At 31.5% G+C, this 18,891-nt stretch carries 19 protein-coding genes; 12 read left to right on the top strand and 7 right to left on the bottom strand.

The window, feature by feature from the left end:
- The first annotated feature begins 58 nt into the window (after positions 1 to 58).
- Positions 59 to 1,633, top strand: coding sequence for a glycerol-3-phosphate dehydrogenase/oxidase (locus JBKA6_RS05740; RefSeq protein ID WP_096686729.1), 1,575 nt, complete (start codon positions 59 to 61; stop codon positions 1,631 to 1,633).
- 60 nt (positions 1,634 to 1,693) lie between these two features.
- Here JBKA6_RS05740 and dnaX read toward each other — a convergent pair whose 3' ends face one another.
- Complete coding sequence (gene dnaX, locus JBKA6_RS05745) at positions 1,694 to 3,409, bottom strand: DNA polymerase III subunit gamma/tau (protein WP_096686731.1); 1,716 nt, start codon at positions 3,407 to 3,409, stop codon at positions 1,694 to 1,696.
- 9 nt (positions 3,410 to 3,418) lie between these two features.
- Positions 3,419 to 4,846 carry a S1C family serine protease gene (locus JBKA6_RS05750; protein ID WP_096686733.1) on the bottom strand — a complete coding sequence of 476 codons (1,428 nt, stop codon included), beginning with the start codon at positions 4,844 to 4,846 and terminating at the stop codon, positions 3,419 to 3,421.
- A gap of 328 nt (positions 4,847 to 5,174) precedes the next feature.
- Here JBKA6_RS05750 and era point away from each other — a divergent pair, with 328 nt between their 5' ends.
- From era to porV, 10 genes are all read left to right on the top strand, one after another.
- On the top strand, positions 5,175 to 6,062 hold the full coding sequence (gene era / locus JBKA6_RS05755) for a GTPase Era (RefSeq protein WP_096687392.1): 888 nt from the start codon (positions 5,175 to 5,177) through the stop codon (positions 6,060 to 6,062).
- A 92-nt stretch (positions 6,063 to 6,154) separates the two neighbouring features.
- A complete protein-coding gene (gene atpB, locus JBKA6_RS05760; protein ID WP_096686735.1) occupies positions 6,155 to 7,249 on the top strand; it encodes a F0F1 ATP synthase subunit A in 1,095 nt (364 codons plus the stop codon).
- 31 nt (positions 7,250 to 7,280) lie between these two features.
- The gene (locus tag JBKA6_RS05765) at positions 7,281 to 7,490 is read left to right on the top strand and encodes a hypothetical protein (RefSeq protein ID WP_096686737.1); all 210 of its coding nucleotides are present in this window, start codon (positions 7,281 to 7,283) and stop codon (positions 7,488 to 7,490) included.
- Between the two features lie 93 nt (positions 7,491 to 7,583).
- On the top strand, positions 7,584 to 8,120 hold the full coding sequence (gene atpF, locus JBKA6_RS05770; protein WP_096686739.1) for a F0F1 ATP synthase subunit B: 537 nt from the start codon (positions 7,584 to 7,586) through the stop codon (positions 8,118 to 8,120).
- Positions 8,110 to 8,643, top strand: a complete 534-nt coding sequence (gene atpH, locus JBKA6_RS05775; RefSeq protein WP_096686741.1) for an ATP synthase F1 subunit delta — start codon at positions 8,110 to 8,112, stop codon at positions 8,641 to 8,643. The genes atpF and atpH overlap by 11 nt, the downstream gene beginning before the upstream one ends.
- Before the next feature lie 51 nt (positions 8,644 to 8,694).
- Positions 8,695 to 10,275: a F0F1 ATP synthase subunit alpha gene (gene atpA, locus JBKA6_RS05780; RefSeq protein WP_096686743.1), complete on the top strand. Its 1,581-nt coding sequence runs from the start codon at positions 8,695 to 8,697 to the stop codon at positions 10,273 to 10,275.
- Positions 10,276 to 10,321: 46 nt separating this feature from the next.
- Positions 10,322 to 11,185, top strand: a complete 864-nt coding sequence (gene atpG, locus JBKA6_RS05785; RefSeq protein ID WP_096686745.1) for an ATP synthase F1 subunit gamma — start codon at positions 10,322 to 10,324, stop codon at positions 11,183 to 11,185.
- Between the two features lie 68 nt (positions 11,186 to 11,253).
- Entirely contained in the window at positions 11,254 to 11,955 is a 702-nt protein-coding gene (locus JBKA6_RS05790) for a tetratricopeptide repeat protein (RefSeq protein WP_096686746.1), read from the top strand.
- Entirely contained in the window at positions 11,956 to 12,459 is a 504-nt protein-coding gene (gene ribH / locus JBKA6_RS05795; protein ID WP_096686748.1) for a 6,7-dimethyl-8-ribityllumazine synthase, read from the top strand.
- Between the two features lie 206 nt (positions 12,460 to 12,665).
- A complete protein-coding gene (gene porV, locus JBKA6_RS05800) occupies positions 12,666 to 13,829 on the top strand; it encodes a type IX secretion system outer membrane channel protein PorV (protein WP_157776972.1) in 1,164 nt (387 codons plus the stop codon).
- A gap of 69 nt (positions 13,830 to 13,898) precedes the next feature.
- Here the strand turns inward: porV and kdsA are convergent, their stop codons facing one another.
- Both kdsA and JBKA6_RS05810 read right to left on the bottom strand, forming a co-directional pair.
- Positions 13,899 to 14,714: a 3-deoxy-8-phosphooctulonate synthase gene (gene kdsA, locus JBKA6_RS05805; protein WP_096686752.1), complete on the bottom strand. Its 816-nt coding sequence runs from the start codon at positions 14,712 to 14,714 to the stop codon at positions 13,899 to 13,901.
- 39 nt (positions 14,715 to 14,753) lie between these two features.
- Positions 14,754 to 15,926, bottom strand: coding sequence for a M14 family zinc carboxypeptidase (locus JBKA6_RS05810; protein ID WP_096686754.1), 1,173 nt, complete (start codon positions 15,924 to 15,926; stop codon positions 14,754 to 14,756).
- A 539-nt stretch (positions 15,927 to 16,465) separates the two neighbouring features.
- Between JBKA6_RS05810 and JBKA6_RS05815 the strand changes: the two genes are divergently transcribed.
- A complete protein-coding gene (locus tag JBKA6_RS05815) occupies positions 16,466 to 16,879 on the top strand; it encodes a helix-turn-helix domain-containing protein (protein ID WP_096686756.1) in 414 nt (137 codons plus the stop codon).
- On the opposite strand, the gene JBKA6_RS05820 is transcribed toward JBKA6_RS05815, so the two are convergent.
- From JBKA6_RS05820 to ung, 3 genes are all read right to left on the bottom strand, one after another.
- A complete protein-coding gene (locus JBKA6_RS05820) occupies positions 16,863 to 17,873 on the bottom strand; it encodes a potassium channel family protein (RefSeq protein WP_096686758.1) in 1,011 nt (336 codons plus the stop codon). The two genes, JBKA6_RS05815 and JBKA6_RS05820, sit on opposite strands and share 17 nt — an antisense overlap.
- 1 nt (position 17,874) lies before the next feature.
- Positions 17,875 to 18,096 (bottom strand): PspC family transcriptional regulator, encoded by a 222-nt coding sequence (locus JBKA6_RS05825; protein ID WP_096686760.1) that lies wholly within the window; start codon positions 18,094 to 18,096, stop codon positions 17,875 to 17,877.
- A 97-nt stretch (positions 18,097 to 18,193) separates the two neighbouring features.
- A complete protein-coding gene (ung, locus tag JBKA6_RS05830; RefSeq protein ID WP_096686762.1) occupies positions 18,194 to 18,856 on the bottom strand; it encodes a uracil-DNA glycosylase in 663 nt (220 codons plus the stop codon).
- Positions 18,857 to 18,891: the final 35 nt, after the last annotated feature.

Raw genomic sequence — 18,891 nt, forward strand, 5'->3', positions numbered from 1 at the left:
CCCGCCTTATCATGTTGATGTATGGCATACTTACAGTATTAAAAGTAAATTTATCTCAATGAAATACAATAGAGATCTGGCTATAGAAAAATTATCAGATACACAAAAAGTATTGGACGTTATAGTAATAGGAGGGGGAGCTACAGGATTAGGGGCGGCTGTAGATGCCGCTAGCAGAGGATATAGTACCGTTTTGATAGAACAAAATGATTTTTCAAAGGGGACTTCTAGCAAGAGCACTAAACTATTACACGGAGGGATTAGATATTTAGCACAAGGAAATATAAGTTTAGTAAAAGAGGCCTGTTATGAGAGGGGATTATTGATAAAAAACGCTCCTCATTTGGCAAGTGATTCAGATTTTATAATTCCATGTTATAACTATCTAGATATATTAAAATATACTATAGGTCTCAAAGCATACGATATTTTATCAAGAGATATGAGCTTGGGAAAATCTGTTTATATTTCCAAGAAAGATGTAATAGAGTATTTACCTAATATCAAGACAGAAGGATTAAAGGGAGGGGTTCTTTACAAAGACGGACAATTTGACGATTCTAGACTTGCAATAAACCTAGCTCAGACTTGTGTAGACCAAGGGGGAGTAGTTTTGAATTACTGCAGAGTAGTCGAACTAAGTAAAACAGATAACAAAATATCTGGAGTAGTTGCAGAGGATCAAGAAAATGGAAATAAAATCGTATTAAGGGGTAAAAATATTATAAATGCTACTGGAATATTTGTAGATGATATTTTACAGATGGACCAAAAAAGCAATCATAATATTATTAAACCAAGTCAAGGCTCTCATATAGTTTTAGATAAATCCTTTATGGATGGAAATAAATCTCTAGTAATACCTAAGACTGATGATAACAGAGTGCTATTTGCCATTCCTTGGCATGATAAGTTAATAGTGGGGACTACAGATATTCCAGTAAAAGAGCCCTCTTTGGAGGCTGTGCCTTTAGACAAAGAGATAGAGTTTATTTTAAGTACATCTGGCAGATATTTGTCCAAACCTCCTCAAAGAAAAGATATACTGAGTTGTTTTGCTGGACAGAGACCTTTGATAATTCCAGAAAATGACAAATCCAATACCAAAGATATATCTCGTTGCCATAAGATTTTCGTATCTGAATCAGATCTCATAACCATAACTGGAGGGAAGTGGACTACCTATAGAAAAATGGCACAAGACGTGATAGATAAAGTTATAGAGATTGGAAAATTAGAAAACAGATCATCTCTGACTAAAAATATGCCTGTACACGGATATATAGAAGATGTAAATCCAGATGATCACTTAGATATTTACGGAAGTGATAAAACTGAAATTCTTTCTTTAATAAAGGAAAACCCAGAATTGGGAGAAAAATTACATCAAAACTTTAATCATACAAAAGCTCAAGTAGTGTGGGCAGTCAGAAATGAAATGGCTCGCACTGTAGAAGATGTATTGTCTAGAAGAACCAGAATGCTATTTTTGGATGCTAATACAGCTGTGCAAATAGCTCCAGAGGTAGCTAAAATAATGGCTCTAGAGATGAATAAGGATTCCCAATGGGAAATAGAACAAATAGAATCTTTTAAAAATATGGCAAAGGGATTTTTAGAGCCTGTAAATTAAAGTATATCCTATTTATTAGGTTTTATAGGTTGTACAGAGTTTAAATTACAGACTTTATTTTTATCCTAATTCTAAGTCTAATTTGTCTTTCATCTTTTTAAATTCAGGATTTTTATTTATCATATAATCTAATTTTTCTTGTAATTTATACACCTTATTTGGATTATCTTTTTCTTTTTTAGGTTTGATTTCTAACTTTAAGCTTATGCTGTGATTGCTGAGTTTCTTGCTCAGAAATTTAAGTATTTCCTCTTTTTTTTCTTCAAATTCTATACGAGCAGAGTTACTTGGAACACAAAAATGTATTTCATTAGAATTTTTAAGTGTTGGCATCTCTTTCATAAGAATTTGTAATGATAGAGATTTGTTTTCTCTATGAAGAATATTAGAATATTCTCTCCAAGCTAATTTTAAATCATCATTTTGGAAAGGCTTATCTACTGAGGGTGGTTTTTCTTCTGTCAGATCATCTCGCTCCTTAAAATACTTAATGGACATAGAAGACCAACCTCCACTAGGAGCACTAGCACGGTCTGCACGATCTGATTTTATTTTATCAGACCTAGAGATTTCTATTTTTTTTTTTTCTAAATCTGTTGATTTAGTCTCTTGTGCTATGATTTCATTAGGTCTATTTGGGCTGTTATCTTTTTCTACACTTTCAATAGGAGATGCTTTAATACTTTCTTTTGTCCTAGGAGATTTATCAATGCTTTTTTTAGAGAAAAGAGAGGTTAATTTTATTAGTGTTATCTCTACTAATAGACGTTTGTTTTCGGTGGTCTTGTATTTATATTCGCATTCGCTTAAAAGTTGTAAAGATGTTATTACATCTGCTGTCTTAACTGATTTTGCATACTCTACATATTGCTTTTTAAGACTCTTTCCAACATCTAGAAGATCCACAGTAGAAGGGTCTTTACCTACTAAAAGATTACGAAAGTGTTCTGATAAACCAATTATGAAATTATGTCCGTCAAATCCATTATTTAAAATAGTATTGTAATGCAATAGTGAATTAGATATACTTCCGTCTAAAAATATGTCTACTATCCTAAAGTAATAGTTGTAATCTAATATATTTAGATTATCACAAATAGATTTAAGAGTGATTTTACCATCACAATAATTGACTATTCTATCAAATATGGATAGAGAATCTCTGAGAGATCCATCTGATTTTTGTGCTATTAGATGTAAGGCATCATCATCAGCGCTTATGTTTTCTTTAGATGCTATACCTGATAGATGCTCTTTTATATCTCTTGTAGATATCCTGTTAAAATCAAATATTTGACATCTAGATAAAATAGTCGGTATAACCTTATTTTTTTCTGTAGTGGCCAAAATAAATATGACATGAGAAGGTGGCTCTTCAAGGGTTTTTAAAAAAGCATTGAAAGCCGCTTGAGATAACATATGCACCTCATCTATTATGTATACCTTATACTTTCCCTTTTGAGGATAAAAATGAATCTGCTCTATAAGGGCTCTTATATCATCTACAGAATTGTTAGATGCTGCATCTAATTCAAATACATTAAAATCTAAATCTCGACTTTCATTATCACCTTCACTAGAATTTATATACTTTGCTAATATCCTAGCACAGGTGGTCTTTCCCACCCCTCTAGGTCCAGTAAACAAGAGGGCATGAGCTAGACGTTTTTTCTCAATAGCATTAATCAAAGTATCCGTTACAGACTTTTGACCTACTACATCAGAGAATTCCTTGGGCCTATATTTTAAGGCTGATACTACAAAATCATTAGACATAGCAGAATATTACATTTTTAAAAACGATACGTATTTTATAACTCCCCACTTGGTCATTACCTTAAGAGTAATACCTTCGTTAGATTTTACATTTATTATTTTATCTAATTCTTCTACAGAATTTATTTTCGTCCCTTGAGCCTCTAAGATGATATCTCCTACATCTACACCTATTCTAGAAAATATTCCAGAGCCTATTTCTAGAACTTTAACTCCATATTTTAATCCAGTTTCACTTCGTTCATGAGAATTGAGATCTCTAACCTTAGTTCCCATTATTTTCTTTTCAGAAATCTCTCTCTTATCATGGGCTATAGTATCTCTACCTTGATCACTCAACAGTTTGACTGATATTTTCCTTTCTTTATTTCCTCTTAAAACAGTTACTTCAATTTTATCTCCCACTTTTTTACTTGCTAGATATCCTACCAATTCTGAATTATTTCTTATTTTGTTAGAATCTATATATGTTATTATATCGCCTTGTTTTATTCCAGCGATATGGGAGGCTCCATTCTCGACTAATTCATACACATATGTTCCTTCAGTTGTATCTACATCTAGATTTAATCTGGTTATATTGCTCTTAGTTAAATCTGCGGTTTTAACACCCAAATAAGCTCGTTTAGAATAACCGTAAATCATAAGATCATCTACTACTTTTCTTACAATATTAGAAGGAATAGCAAAAGAATATCCTTCAAAAACGCCAGTATGGCTCATAATGGAAGTGTTTATTCCAACCAATTCTCCTTTAGTGTTTACTAAAGCTCCTCCACTATTTCCTGTATTTATAACGGCATCTGTCTGTATAAAAGAACTTATTCCGCCGTATTGTCTCTGACCTATATCTCTGGCCTTAGCACTAACTATACCAGCTGTAACTGTAGAAGTTAAATTAAAGGGATTGCCAACGGCCAAAACCCATTCCCCAACTTGTACTTTATCAGAATCTGTAAAATTGATATGTGATAAATTTTCTTCGTCTATCTTTAACAAGGCTATGTCTGTCTTGACATCTACGCCTACTACGCTAGCCGTATAAGTCTTTTTATTATTTAGAGTTACTTTCAGTACACTGGCTCCTTCTACTACATGGGCGTTAGTGACTAAGAATCCATTATCCGTTATGATAACTCCCGATCCCGCTCCAATTTTATAGTTTTTTCTAGTATTACCAGAAAATAAAAAATCATAAAAATTGTTATTCTCTCTCTCTGCAATATTGTGTATGTGTACTACTGCATCTATAGTTATCTTAGATGCCGATACAAAATCCCCAGCATTATATCTCATAGAGGTATTAGTAAATGAAGGAATCGAATGACTATTATCTTCAATAAAAATTTCTTTAGTATTGAAAAAAATATGATAAACGACTATTGCTGAAATTGTAATTATAAATGGAGTAAATATTTTGGTAATCTTAGTTTTCATAGTTTAAAAATTTTTTAAAAAGAGTTTAACTAAAGTTTAGGAGCCGCGAATTTATGTAAATAGTCAATAGTTTCATAACAGGCAGAAAAAATCCAAATATTTTTTGGTAAATTAGCTCATTAGATTGAAGCTCTATCAACGATGGACTCTTCTTTAAAATATTCTAAATTTGTGGCCTTAGATTTAGAATAAGATTTTTTTTATTTAAAGTTTTGTTTTCTAAGCATTTTGAATTGCACTTTTTCTAAATTATTCAGTTACAAAAACAAAATAGGGGAGGAGATAGGAGTGTTATACTCCATGTTTTGATATTCACACATTAATGCAAATGCAAAAACACAGATCTGGATTTGTAAATATAATTGGACTCCCAAACGTGGGTAAGTCTACACTTATGAATCTATTGATAGGTGAAACCCTATCTATTGTAACTCATAAGGCTCAAACTACCCGTCATCGCATTTTGGGTATTGTAAATGGGGATGATTATCAAGTGGTATTTTCCGATACTCCGGGTATTATAAACCCAGCTTACAAATTACAAAAGTCTATGATGTATTTTGTTAATACGGCCATATCAGATGCAGATGTATTATTGTACATGGTTCAAATGGGAGAAAAGAAACATTTAGATGAATCTATTCATAAAAAATTTAATAGTTCCAAGACTCCTTTGCTATTAGTTATAAATAAAATTGATTTGGCTGATCAAGATTTATTAGAACAAGAGATTTCTTTTTGGCAAGAGAAGTTTCCCCATGTTCGTATATTTCCAATTTCTGCTCTAGAAAAATTTAATATTTCATCTCTTATGGATGAGATAATATCTCTATTACCACAACATCCTCCTTATTTTTCCAAGGACACTCTTACAGATAAAGAAGAGCGATTTTTTGTCAATGAAATAATAAGAGAGAAGATATTACTTTATTACAAAAAGGAAATCCCATATTCGGTAGAAATAGTCACTGAGAGTTTTTTAGAAGAGGAAAAAATAATTAAGATACGATCAAATATCATAGTAGAGAGAGATACCCAAAAGGGTATAATAATAGGTCATAAAGGTTTGGCATTAAAAAACGTAGGCAGATTATCCAGACTTAAGTTAGAAGTCTTTTTTCAGAAAAAGATATATTTAGAACTCTTTGTCAAGGTAGATAAAAACTGGAGAAACGATGATCGTAAACTGAAAAAATACAACTACAACCACAAATAAAAATATTTTTGACAAGTAAATTTTTAAACTTACTTTTGCGCGGTGCTTTTTCAAAGCAGAAATGATTATTAAAAATACTCTGTAAAAAAAATATGCGGATCCTTACCAAGTGGTTTATCACTGTTGTGTTCTTTTCTTTAGGTGTAGTGTGTTTGGGTGGTAACGTAGTTGTTATAAATCCATCGGATCTGGTCGATGAATCCCAATCCTCTGAAAGTATAAATCAAGAAAGAGAATTTAATGCTGTAGAGGTCATTATGGAACATATATCTGACTCAAATGAATGGCATTTATTCACATACGGTGGTCATCATTACTCTATTCCGCTTCCAGTTATCATAATAGAAGACATGAGTCTTAAAATCTTCATGTCTAGCAGAGTGTCTCACGGAGAAGATTACGAGGGCTACACTATGAGCAAAGGCCGAATAGTTTCTACAAACAATTTACAAAGGGCATCTGTTTTAGATGTTTTCACTGGCTTGAGTGGAAAATTTATAGATATATCGATATCGAAAAACGTGCTTTCTATATTCATATCAATAGCTATAATGTTTATGATTTTTTTCTCTGCTCTCAAGTCATATAAAGTTGGCATTGAGTCTACTCCAAGGGGAGTGGCAAAACTTGTGGAGCCGATCATAGTATTTGTTAGAGATCAAATAGCTATACCTAACATGGGTGAGAAAAATGCATATGTGTTTTTGCCTTTTTTATTGACGGTGTTTTTCTTTATATGGATTAACAATCTTTTGGGCTTAATCCCTATTTTTCCGGGTGGTGCTAATGTTACTGGTAACATATCGGTTACTATGTCCTTGGCACTAATAACTTCTATTATTATAAACTTCAACGGTAAAAAGGCTTATTGGAAACACGTATTTAGTCCCCCAGGGGTTCCTTTTTGGTTATTGCCAATTATGATTCCCGTAGAGATTTTAGGTATTTTTATAAAGCCATTCGCTTTGATGATGCGTTTGTTTGCTAATATCACAGCAGGACATATAATGATATTAAGTCTAATATCATTGGTTATAATTTTCAAGACACTTTTAGTTGCACCAGCTTCGGTATTTTTAGTTTTATTTATATCGATGTTAGAACTATTAGTAGCAGCACTACAGGCATATATATTTACAGTTTTGTCTGCTTTGTTTATAGGAATGGCAGTAGATGATGGACATTAATTTTTTTTAACTTATTATTTAATTTTTTAAAATGGAAGCAACTGGATTGATTTACCTTGGAATAGGATTAGTGGTAGTTGGTGTTGGGCTTGGAATTGGAAGAATAGGTAGCGCTGCTATGGACGCTATTGCTCGTCAGCCAGATGCTGCTGATAAAATTCAAGCTTCTATGTTAATTGCTGCAGGTCTTATAGAGGGTGCTGGTCTTATAGCTATAATATTTGGTGCATTTATAAAGTAGGAGAGAAGTATAGGCAACTATAAGATCTCTTATTACATAATATATGGATAGAGGAATAGTTTTCTTGTCATTGATTAACCTAAAAAGTTTTTTATGTTCATTACTTTGAATATTGGTTCAGAGCTAATCCAACCTGGATTAGGGTTGTTGTTTTGGATGATAATATCGTTTGTGATCCTATTACTGTTACTAAAAAAGTTTGCATGGGGACCGATATTGTCAGCCCTGAACAATAGGGAGGAGTATATAAAGAAATCTCTAGAAGGAGCCCAAAAGGCTCGTATTGAGATGGATAATATATCCGCTGAAGGACAAAAAGTAATAAATGAAGCTAGAATTGAAAGTGAAGCTGTTTTGAAGGAAACCCGTGAAATAAGGGATAAGATTATTTCAGAGGCTAGGCAACAGGCAGAACAAGAGGCTAAAAATATTTTCAAAAAAGCTGAAGAGCAGATAGAACAGGAAAAGAGGTCGGCTATGTTAGAATTAAAAAGTGAAATAGCTAATTTAGCCATTACAGTAGCTCAAAAAATTGTCAGAAGGGAGCTCTCTTCTGATAAAGATCAAAGTGATTTGATACAAGAGACATTAAAAGGTATTGATCTAAAATTATCTGTAAATGATAAATAGAAGGTCATCATTTAGATATGCCAAAGCCTTGTTGAATGTTGCAAAAGGCCTAAATAAGGCTGAACAAGTCAGCAAGGATATGACTCTGATAGGTCAAACAATCAGAAATAGTGATAATTTATTTGCTCTTATAAAAAATCCTGTGATTAATCTTCACAATAAGAGAACAATTCTAACTAAAGTTTTTAAGGGGAATATTAGTGATGTCTCTGAGAAATTATTCTATCTATTGGAGAAACGCCGAAGGTTAGATACTATTTTAGATATAGTCGATTCGTACCAAGTATTTTTTAATGAATATAAAAATATAGAAAGGGTAGAGGTCATTACTTGTCTTCCTCTCAAAGAGGAAGATAAAGTTGATATGAATAAAAAGATTGAAACTATCATTAATAGCTCTGTCACAATAGAAAATATTGTAGATAAGAGTATAATAGGTGGTCTTATTTTAAGGTTTAAGGGCTATCAATACGACGGCAGCATTTTCAATGCTTTTAAAAGATTAGAAAAGAAATATCAGTGATACTTTTGTGATGTAAAAAGTAAACTTTGAATTGTGAAATAATAAAATAAAATGAGTGTTATCAAGCCAGCTGAGGTATCAGCAATTTTAGAGAAAGAATTCATAGATTTTGAGGCTAATACCTCTTTGGACGAGGTGGGCAAAGTCTTACAAGTTGGAGATGGTATAGTACGTGTATACGGTTTGCTCAATGTAAAATATGGGGAATTAGTAGAGTTTGAAAATGGCTTGGAGGGAATAGTCCTCAACTTAGAGGAGGATAATGTAGGGGTAGTTCTCTTGGGGCTATCAACTGAAATAAAAGAAGGGCAGATAGTAAAGAGGACATTCAGAATAGCATCTATCAATGTAGGTGAAGGCATGTTAGGTCGTGTTGTAGATACTATGGGTAAGCCTATCGATGGCAAAGGTGAAATCTCTGGAGAGACATTTGAAATGCCTTTAGAGAGAAGAGCTCCTGGTGTGTTATATAGACAACCAGTAGATGAACCTATGCAGACTGGTATAAAAGCTATAGACTCTATGATACCTATAGGTAGGGGACAGAGAGAGTTGATAATAGGGGATCGTCAAACTGGTAAGACCACTGTTGCTATTGATACTATACTCAATCAAAAAGAATTTTACGACGCTGGAAATCCAGTTTACTGTGTGTACGTCTCTATAGGTCAGAAGGCTTCGACAGTGGCTAGTATAGTAGATGTTTTAGAAAAACAAGGAGCTTTAGATTACACGGTTGTAGTAGCAGCTACAGCTTCTCATTCTGCACCTATGCAGGTTTATGCGCCATTTTCTGGTGCTTCCATAGGAGAGTATTTTAGAGATACTGGTAGGCCAGCATTGATAATATTTGATGATTTATCAAAACAAGCTGTGGCTTATAGAGAGATTTCTCTTTTACTTAGAAGACCTCCTGGTAGGGAGGCATATCCAGGTGATGTGTTTTATCTTCACTCTAGATTATTGGAGCGTTCTGCCAAGATCATAAATAATGATAAGATAGCTTCCAATATGAATGATATACCCGTTTCCATAAAAGAAAAGGTAAAAGGTGGAGGTTCCTTAACGGCTTTACCTATTATTGAAACTCAGGCGGGTGATGTATCGGCATACATTCCTACTAATGTAATCTCTATTACAGATGGACAGATATTTTTAGAGTCAGATTTGTTTAACTCTGGGATAAGACCAGCTATAAATGTGGGAATATCAGTGTCTCGTGTAGGAGGTAATGCTCAAATAAAACCCATGAAAAAGGTATCTGGTACTCTAAAACTAGATCAAGCTCAGTATAGAGAGTTAGAAGCTTTTGCAAAATTTGGATCTGATTTAGATCAAGCAACTCTAAACATTATACAGAGGGGAAAGGTAAACGTAGAAATATTAAAACAAGGAGTTAGCGCTCCAGTTAAGGTAGAACATCAAGTAGCAATTATTTATCTAGGAACAAAAGGTCTGCTGTCGAAGATTCCTTTAGAAAAAATAAAAGATTTTGAAGATTCTTACTTGCAATATTTAGAAAATACTCATAAGAGCACTTTGCAGGATATTAAAGCTGGTAATTTTACAGATGATATCACAGCTGTTTTGGAAAAAACAGCAAAGGATATATCTGTTAATTATATAAATTAATTGGTGCTTTTTACTGATAAAAAAGGTAGTTAATAAATAGATTTAAATGTCGAATTTAAAAGAAATACGCAATAGAATAACATCGGTATCTTCGACCATGCAGATCACCAGTGTTATGAAGATGGTATCTGCTACCAAGTTAAAGAAGTCTCATGATAAGAGCCTTAAAGTAAAACGCTATAGCAATAAATTCAAAGGCATTTTAAACAATTTATCTTCTGCTTCTCTAAAGGAAAGTTCTGTAGGTTTGTATTTTAGGCAACGCGAGTGTTCTAATAGAAATCTCGTTTTGGTCATAACTTCCAATAGAGGGCTATGTGGAGCTTTTAACTCTAATGTATGTAAGAGAGTTATCAAGGAAATTGGAGAAAATTCTGCTAATACAGATATTTTAACAATAGGTAAAAAGGGTTTTGATCTCTTGTCGAAGAGGACAAATGTAATCGATAATCAAAGTGAGTTATTCAATGATCTGACATTTGAAAATGTCTCTAAAGTGGCTTGTGATGTTATTGATAAATATCTCAATTCGTATTACGATAGAGTTTATGTCGTATACAACAGATTTAAAAATGTATCTACTCAAGAGGTAGTTGTCAATAGGTTTCTTCCTATAGAGGAGTTCAATGCTGATGATCAAACAAATGGAGATTATATTTTTGAACCTTCCAAAATAGAGATTTTGGAAAAATTAATACCAGATTTTTTAAAAATTGAATTATATAGTTATATCTTAGATTCTTATTCTGCAGAGCAGGGCGCCAGGATGACAGCCATGCATAAGGCTACTGATAATGCTAATGATATAAAAAATCAATTAAAAGTTACTTATAATAAGGTTAGACAGGCTAATATTACTGGTGAAATACTAGAAATAGTAAGTGGTGCCGAAGCCTTGAAAACACAGTGATGATATCTAATTGTCATTTTGTTTTTACGCTTGTTGAAAATTATTGAATATTAAAGTTATTTACTGTTATGGGAAATAAAAAAATAGATACTAACGAAGATATATTTAAAGATTTAGGTCAGACAGTATCTAGATCAGAAAAGTTTGTAGAGAGTAATAAAAAAGTAATAAGTATATCGTTAATATCTGCTGTACTTATCTTTTTGCTTTACGTGGGATATACAAATTATTATAAATCTCCTAGAGAGATTGAGGCCATTAACGATATGGATCAAGCAAAAGTATATTTTTCTGAAGGCAATTTTGATTTAGCATTAGACGGTGATGGACAGTTTTCAGGTTTTAATGATATTATAGAAAAGTATTCCTCTACTAGTGCTGCTAATCTATCTAGATATTATGCAGGTATGATATACCTAAAAAAATCTGAATATGAAAAATCTATAAACCTCTTACAAGATTACTATTCAAAAGATATTTTTTCTATGGCTATAGCTAAAGGAGGGATTGGTGATGCTTTTTCTCAGTTAAAACAATACGATAAGGCTTTGACTTCATATAGGGAAGCTGTAAGTATTAGTGATAATGATATAACTGCTCCAACCTTTTTGATGAAAGGCGCAATAGTAGCTTTAGAGTTAAAAAAATATTCTGTTGCTACTGAGATGTTCACAACTATAAAAGATAAGTTCCCAAAATCTGCAGAGGCAAAAGATGTAGAAAAGTATATAGAACTGTCTAAGTATTCAGCTTTAGCTAATAAAGATTAAATGTCTACTGAACATAGAAAATATGGTTCTATAATAGACAATATCTCCAAAGAGGATATTAGTGAGATGAGCTTTGGCTTGGTGGTGTCTCAATGGAATTCTCAGATAACTGAGAATCTATACAATGGAGCCAATGAAACTCTATTGAGCAGTGGGGTAGATGAGGGTAATATTTTTAGGTTAAATGTTCCTGGTAGTTTTGAGTTGATTTATGGATCAAAACTCTTATATGAGAGTAATACAAGTATAGATGCCATTATTAGTATAGGAAGTTTAATCGAAGGGGAGACAAAACATTTTGATTATATATGTCAAGCCGTGTCCAATGGCATAAAAGATTTGAATATCAAGTATTCAATACCTTTTATATTTTGCGTTCTTACAGATAATAATATAGAGCAATCTATTGCTAGATCAGGGGGAAAACTAGGTAATAAAGGCATAGAATCAGCTATTTGCGCCATGGACATGGCCGTGCTAAATAGAAGAAAATTATCTAAATAAAAAATTAGCATCCTATTTTTTTTATATCTTCTTCCAAGAAATCATTTTTTTTATAAGCCTAGGTTGGGTTATTAAGATATTTAACTCAGCTTATTTATAAAATCTGTTTCAAGAAAACGTAAATACTTGTCCTAATCTAGTTTTTTTGTTATCATTTCGTGTATGTTTTATTACTTTTTAACATACCTTTAAAAAAGAGTAATCCTATGATTTACTTTAGGGGAAATATATTTGTAAGTGTAGCTCTATTATTTATTTTTACGTTTTTAATTGATTTTAATACTCTTGCTCAAGAGAGGGGTGATAGAATGATAAATATTGCAGTTCCTTTTTTAAATATATCTCCAGATTCTAGAGCTAATGCTCTGGCTGGTATTTCTTCTTGCTCTTCTCCTGATGTTTTTTCTCAAAATGTAAATCCATCGAAGTATACATTTATAGATGGGGAATTTGGTATTGGTATAAGTATGCTACCTTGGTTTGAAAAGACTCTCAACCCAGTATATATGTTTTATATGCCTATTTATTATAGGTTAGACCATTCAAAGGTTATGAGTGGAAGCATCCGTGCACTTAAGGACATTAAGATCAAAAATTATGCAACACAAACAAATGATTCAAAATTTTCTCCTTTAGATTTTTCAATAGATGTTGCTTACAGTATGAAATTGAGCCAAAATTTCTCTATGGGAATATCATTTAGGTATATCAATTCTAATATTATAGATGTAAAGATTGTAGATAATTCTAAAGTAGGACAATCTATAGGCATAGATATAAGTGGTTATTACCTGACAGATTTCAAGATTAGAAAATATATATTAAGGCCTGCAATAGGTGTTTGCTTAACTAATATTGGACCAAAAATTTCGTATTCATTAGATGGAAAAAATAGAATTAGTTTACCTACTAATATGAAAATAGGATTTGGATTAGGTTTTCATATCAATAAGAATAATGCTTTAAATGCATTTGTAGAATTAAATAAATTATTAGTTCCATCTCCTCCTATTTATAAAAGGGATAAAGATGGAAATTTAACTAAGGAGATAGAATTAGGCATGAGTAATGATGTCGGTATAGTTAAAGGGATAATTCAATCTTTTTACGATTCTCCCCATGGATTTAGAGAAGAATTAAAAGAGATTTCAAGCGCATTTGCTTTAGAGTATTCTTGGAGTAAGACTATTTATTTTAGATCTGGATATTTTTATGAAGATATAGAAAAGGGGTATAGAAATTATTTCAGCATTGGCTCAGGGTTTAATTATCAAGAGTTTAGTATGAATGTATCATATTTAATACCCAATAACGATATCAAAAATAATATGGACAATAACATTTATTTTTCTGTTGAATTGAACTATTAAATCAGAATTACAAAAATAAAGTGACTTTAATCTTATAAGGCACTATAGCATAAAGTGTCTTATATAATTCTAGAAATTATTAATGGCCTTTCTAATGCTTGTCAGTTTAATTAATAAATCTTTTAAATCCTCTAGTTTCAGCATGTTTGATCCGTCAGACTTAGCAGTAGCAGGATCGTGATGGGTTTCTAAAAATATACCATCAATTCCCACAGCTATGCCAGCTCTTGCTATAGTTTCTATCATATTGGGATTTCCTCCTGTAATCCCATCTTTTTGATTTGGTCGTTGTAGTGAATGTGTTACATCCAATACGGCTGTAGAGATTTTTTTAATACTCGGAATACCTCTAAAATCTACTATTAAATCATTATATCCAAACATAGTCCCTCTATCGGTAACAAGGTGATTATTATTACCACATTTTTCAATTTTATCGACTGCATACTTCATAGACTCTGGTGACATAAATTGTCCTTTCTTGAGATTTATAAACTTCCCTGTTTTAGCAGCAGATAACAATAAATCTGTTTGTCTTACTAAAAAAGCTGGGATCTGCAATACATCTACATATTCAGAAGCTAAAACAGCATCCCTTTCTGTGTGGATATCCGTTAGAGTTGGTATTTGAAACTTATCTGATATTAATTTTAATATCCTCAAAGCTTTTTCATCTCCTATTCCCGTAAAGCTATCTATCCTAGAGCGATTAGCCTTCTTAAAAGATCCTTTGAATACAGTAGGGATTTTGAGAATATCTGTTATTTCTAAAATTCCTTCAGCTATTTTCATAGCCATATATTCACTTTCGATCAGACAAGGACCAGCTATTATAAAGAAATTATTACTATCTGTATGTTTTATATTATTTAAATTCTCTATCACTTTTGTAAATTATAATGACAAAAAGTAAAACTTAGTTTATCAGACAATATTACCATTTATTATAGTTAAATCTCCTATTTTAAAACTAGCTTCCTGCATGAAGGTGAGAGGTTTTTCTTCATCGATATTTTTAAATAGAGCTCTCTTAGCATCTATTTCTCTATAGGCCCCAAAATTTGATAAATCTCCTATTTGTTCTATTCTAGCTTTTATTTCCAAAGTGTTATTTCTCTCAATCCACAATTCATTATTCATAATGCCTATGTCTACAATAGACTCAGTTGATTTATTTACAATTGTTACATCTCTTACAATTGTGTCACAAATGTTTTTGTCATTGTTAGGAATGTTAAAATAGTTCTTGTAATCAATAGTTTTATCACTTCCAAAAGCAATAAAATAAAACCCCGATAGAAGGGCTAAAAAATTAAATTTTCTCACTTGTTGTTTATCTATATCATTTTTGAAGCCTCCAGATTCTATGAGTATATTTTTGTAATTCCACCTTTGTAAATTATCTCCAAAAGCGGTAGGATAAAATGTATCTGTGTATCTACCTATGTTTCTAGGAATAAAGTTTTGTAAAAACGAGTTCATATAGCATATGATGCTCATAGTCTCTTTTCTATTATCTGTGATACTTCTCTCATAATTTTCCGAAGGAGATAAAAACGAAATAGTAGCTGTTTCTTTGGTGTTACCAACGCTATAAGCTCTCTGTTGATCGTGTAGATTAAATGAAAAATCAGGATTGAAATTTTCTATTTCTCTCATTAAAATTTTACCTTCAGGACTTTGTAATTGCAAAGCGTCTCTATTTATATCTATGCCTTGTGCGTTTCTTCTCTGATATAATTCAGCTCCATCTGGATTTAACATAGGTATAATCAATATTCTAAGTTTTTCTAGTAGATAATCACCATTTTCACTATTGAAAAAATTCAAGATATCCATTAAAGAAGATGTTCCAGTAGGTTCATTCCCATGCATTTGAGACCAAATCATAACTCTAATACTCCCTCGTCCAAAAGAGACAGATTTTATCTCCCTACCTTGAACAGATTTTCCTATAGTTTTTATTTCAAAAAGAGAAGAATTTTCATGTTTAGTTAGAACATTCATAATATCGATGTGCTTAAAAACTCTGTTTGTAATAGAGGTCTCTTTATAGACATCATAAGACTTATTGATATTGTAAAGTTCGTTTTCCATTAGCCCTTATTTTTTTTAGATATGGAGTGCAAATATATCAAAAGAGATCTTGTAACATTTGTAATAAGTACAGTTTCTAAAAATCAAGATTTTAACAAATGTTAAAGAACGAATCGCCTGCATTTAAAAAACAATTGTACCCAAGGCACTTAGATTCTTTTTGTGTAATGTAAATACCTGTAAATCAGTTATTTAAGTGTATTAATATGAAGTTTTAATTTAACACTATCAAGGAATTCTACATCTCATTATTCAGCTGAATTAAATATCTATTCTGTTAACCATAGATAATACAAGGATTATTAGCTTTATTACTAATTGTTAAAATAAAAACTTAGGTAAAGTATAGAATTATATAAATAATCATAAAATGCTTATTTATAGGTATATAAACACCAATAAATAAAGCGTAAGTTTAGTTTAAAAGATGCGTTTTAACTGATGAATCCTCATTCACACTCGATTTTAGTAACAATTGTTAAAACAATTGTTTAAATAATTTTTATTTACATTTGTAACAAGAATTTATAATTGTAATTATGACTAGTGATTATACTGAAAGAGTAAAACAAATAATTAAAATCTCTAATCTGAGCCCTTCTGATTTTGCTAAAAAAATAGCAGTAAAAACTCCTAGTATTCATCATTTACTCAACAATCGTAACAAGCCTAGCATAGACTTATTGAATAAAATATGTGATGCTTATCCAGAGATTGATCCCATTTGGATACTTAGAGGAGAAGGCTCTCCACCTTCTATGAATTATTTAGAAAATAAAAACAAAGAGAATACTCTTCCTTTTGTTAGAGAAGAAGAAGAAAAAAAAGTAAAAGAGACTGGGAATGAAATAACAGACAAAAAAATATCTCCTCTAAAAGAGGAAGAAAAAAATAAAAGTATAGAAAAAGTTATATTACTATTTACAGATGGTAGTTTTAAAGAATATTCTTAATCTGTAAATTTTCTATCTCACTCTGTTTTCCCAAAAGTATAAGTTTAGATCCCAACTCTAATACTGTATTAGAATCAGGGTTTATTATATACTTACCCTCTTTTGTCTTGAAACCTATTGGAAAACAACCTGTTTTTTCTCTAATATTTATATCTGCAATTGTGCCGCCTATCATTTCAGGATGTAAATTATCTACATTTATCTCTTTTAGATGATTCATAGAAGAAGGCTTATCTTCTGAAAGAAGATTACTTAAAAACTCCATGAGGTCGGGCATAATTATTAGAGATGACATATGTCCTCCACCTACCAATTCAGGCATAACTACATTATCTGCCCCAGCTATATCAAACTTTTCTTTTGAGCTCTCTTCAGAGGCTCTACTTATTATTTTTAAATTCTTATTTTTTTTTCGAGCAGAGAGAACTATAAATAAATTATTAACATCTGAAGACAGAGTAGAAACTAAATTTTTGGCGTATTTGACATTTGCCTTTTCTAATGAACTGTCTAAAGTAGCATCACCTTCTACATATAGAATATTATTATCTATAAGATGATTTATTTTTTCTGGTGAATTTTCTATTATCACAATATCTTTTCCAAAATGGATCAATTTTCTAGCCACTTGAGCTCCATTTCTCCCATAACCGCAAATAATAGTGTGATCCTTTAATTTTTTTACTTTTTTACACATTTTATTTATCTTGAATTCTTTGAAAAAATTTACATTGACCATGTATTGGGTGAGCAAAGAAACCACATAAGCATAAGTACATATGCTACCAAATATCATGATAATAGTAAATATCTTAGTGTTATTATCCAGTGGGTTGACCTCTGAGAATCCTACCGTAGAGATGGTTATAACCGTCATATATAAGGCATCTATAAAGGAGAAGTTCCCTATATACATATACCCATTAAGGCCTATGAGCACTATCAGCAATACTACTATTACTGAAATATACAGTTTGGTCTTTATAAGATTCATCTCATATATCGAATACAGATTTTCTTTTCACAAAAAATTTATCCTTAACCTTAAATAGAAAAGCAATTAACAAGTATATAAAATAACCGCCCCCTACAGTTGCAAAGGATAAATAAATAAAAAATAGCCTGACATGTGAAGTTTGAATAATACCAAACTTATCTGATATTCTAGAACACACATCAAAGCCCTTCTTTTCAAAAAAGAAAATAATTTTCTCCATCTACCTCATTCTAATGTTTTAAACAAAACTACCCAAAAGTAGTATTTAGTTTTTTAAAAAGATAATATAAAAAAATACTGAAATAGAATGGGACTATTTACCAGTTTATACATTTTGTGTTTTTAGATTTTAGATAATTATTAGCATTGCTAAAATGCTTGCATCCTAGAAATCCTCTATGTGCAGATAGGGGAGAGGGGTGAGTAGATGACAGTACGAAATGTTTTTCTCTATCTATGAAATGTGCTTTTTTTTGAGCATAAGCTCCCCACAACATAAATACAACATCTCTTTTTTTTTCATTTATAATTTTTATTACCGCATCGGTAAATATTTCCCATCCTTTATTTTGATGAGAGCCAGGCATTCCATCCCTTACAGTTAATATGGAATTTAAGAGTAATATTCCCTGTTTAGCCCAATGTTCTAAATCTCCGTGATTGGGAATATCTATTCCTAGATCGTCTTTTATTTCTTTAAAAATATTTTGAAGTGAAGGGGGGAGGGGAATACCCTTTTTTACCGAAAAACACAATCCATTAGCCTGATTAGGTCCATGATATGGATCTTGACCTAAGATAACTATTCTAGTATCTTCGAAGCAACATTTGTCAAAAGCACTGAAGATTTCTTTGCCATTTGGATAAACCCTATGCTTGCTGTATTCATCTTTAACGAATTCGATTAGTTTTTTGAAATAAGGCTTTTCAAATTCGTCATTTAAATGTTTTTTCCACGATGGATTGATTTTTACAAACATCTTAAAATTCCTGTTTTTATCACAAACAAATATCT

This window comes from Ichthyobacterium seriolicida (genome assembly GCF_002369955.1).
In the GTDB taxonomy this organism is placed as follows: domain Bacteria; phylum Bacteroidota; class Bacteroidia; order Flavobacteriales; family Ichthyobacteriaceae; genus Ichthyobacterium; species Ichthyobacterium seriolicida.

Bases quoted from the DNA above. Each gene is read 5' to 3' on its own strand.
- JBKA6_RS05740 (WP_096686729.1), top strand. From the start codon at position 59: ATGAAATACAATAGAGATCTGGCTATAGAAAAATTATCAGATACACAA.
- dnaX (WP_096686731.1), bottom strand. From the start codon at position 3,409: ATGTCTAATGATTTTGTAGTATCAGCCTTAAAATATAGGCCCAAGGAA.
- JBKA6_RS05750 (WP_096686733.1), bottom strand. From the start codon at position 4,846: ATGAAAACTAAGATTACCAAAATATTTACTCCATTTATAATTACAATT.
- era (WP_096687392.1), top strand. From the start codon at position 5,175: ATGCAAAAACACAGATCTGGATTTGTAAATATAATTGGACTCCCAAAC.
- atpB (WP_096686735.1), top strand. From the start codon at position 6,155: ATGCGGATCCTTACCAAGTGGTTTATCACTGTTGTGTTCTTTTCTTTA.
- JBKA6_RS05765 (WP_096686737.1), top strand. From the start codon at position 7,281: ATGGAAGCAACTGGATTGATTTACCTTGGAATAGGATTAGTGGTAGTT.
- atpF (WP_096686739.1), top strand. From the start codon at position 7,584: ATGTTCATTACTTTGAATATTGGTTCAGAGCTAATCCAACCTGGATTA.
- atpH (WP_096686741.1), top strand. From the start codon at position 8,110: ATGATAAATAGAAGGTCATCATTTAGATATGCCAAAGCCTTGTTGAAT.
- atpA (WP_096686743.1), top strand. From the start codon at position 8,695: ATGAGTGTTATCAAGCCAGCTGAGGTATCAGCAATTTTAGAGAAAGAA.
- atpG (WP_096686745.1), top strand. From the start codon at position 10,322: ATGTCGAATTTAAAAGAAATACGCAATAGAATAACATCGGTATCTTCG.
- JBKA6_RS05790 (WP_096686746.1), top strand. From the start codon at position 11,254: ATGGGAAATAAAAAAATAGATACTAACGAAGATATATTTAAAGATTTA.
- ribH (WP_096686748.1), top strand. From the start codon at position 11,956: ATGTCTACTGAACATAGAAAATATGGTTCTATAATAGACAATATCTCC.
- porV (WP_157776972.1), top strand. From the start codon at position 12,666: ATGATTTACTTTAGGGGAAATATATTTGTAAGTGTAGCTCTATTATTT.
- JBKA6_RS05810 (WP_096686754.1), bottom strand. From the start codon at position 15,926: ATGGAAAACGAACTTTACAATATCAATAAGTCTTATGATGTCTATAAA.
- JBKA6_RS05815 (WP_096686756.1), top strand. From the start codon at position 16,466: ATGACTAGTGATTATACTGAAAGAGTAAAACAAATAATTAAAATCTCT.
- JBKA6_RS05820 (WP_096686758.1), bottom strand. From the start codon at position 17,873: ATGAATCTTATAAAGACCAAACTGTATATTTCAGTAATAGTAGTATTG.
- JBKA6_RS05825 (WP_096686760.1), bottom strand. From the start codon at position 18,096: ATGGAGAAAATTATTTTCTTTTTTGAAAAGAAGGGCTTTGATGTGTGT.
- ung (WP_096686762.1), bottom strand. From the start codon at position 18,856: ATGTTTGTAAAAATCAATCCATCGTGGAAAAAACATTTAAATGACGAA.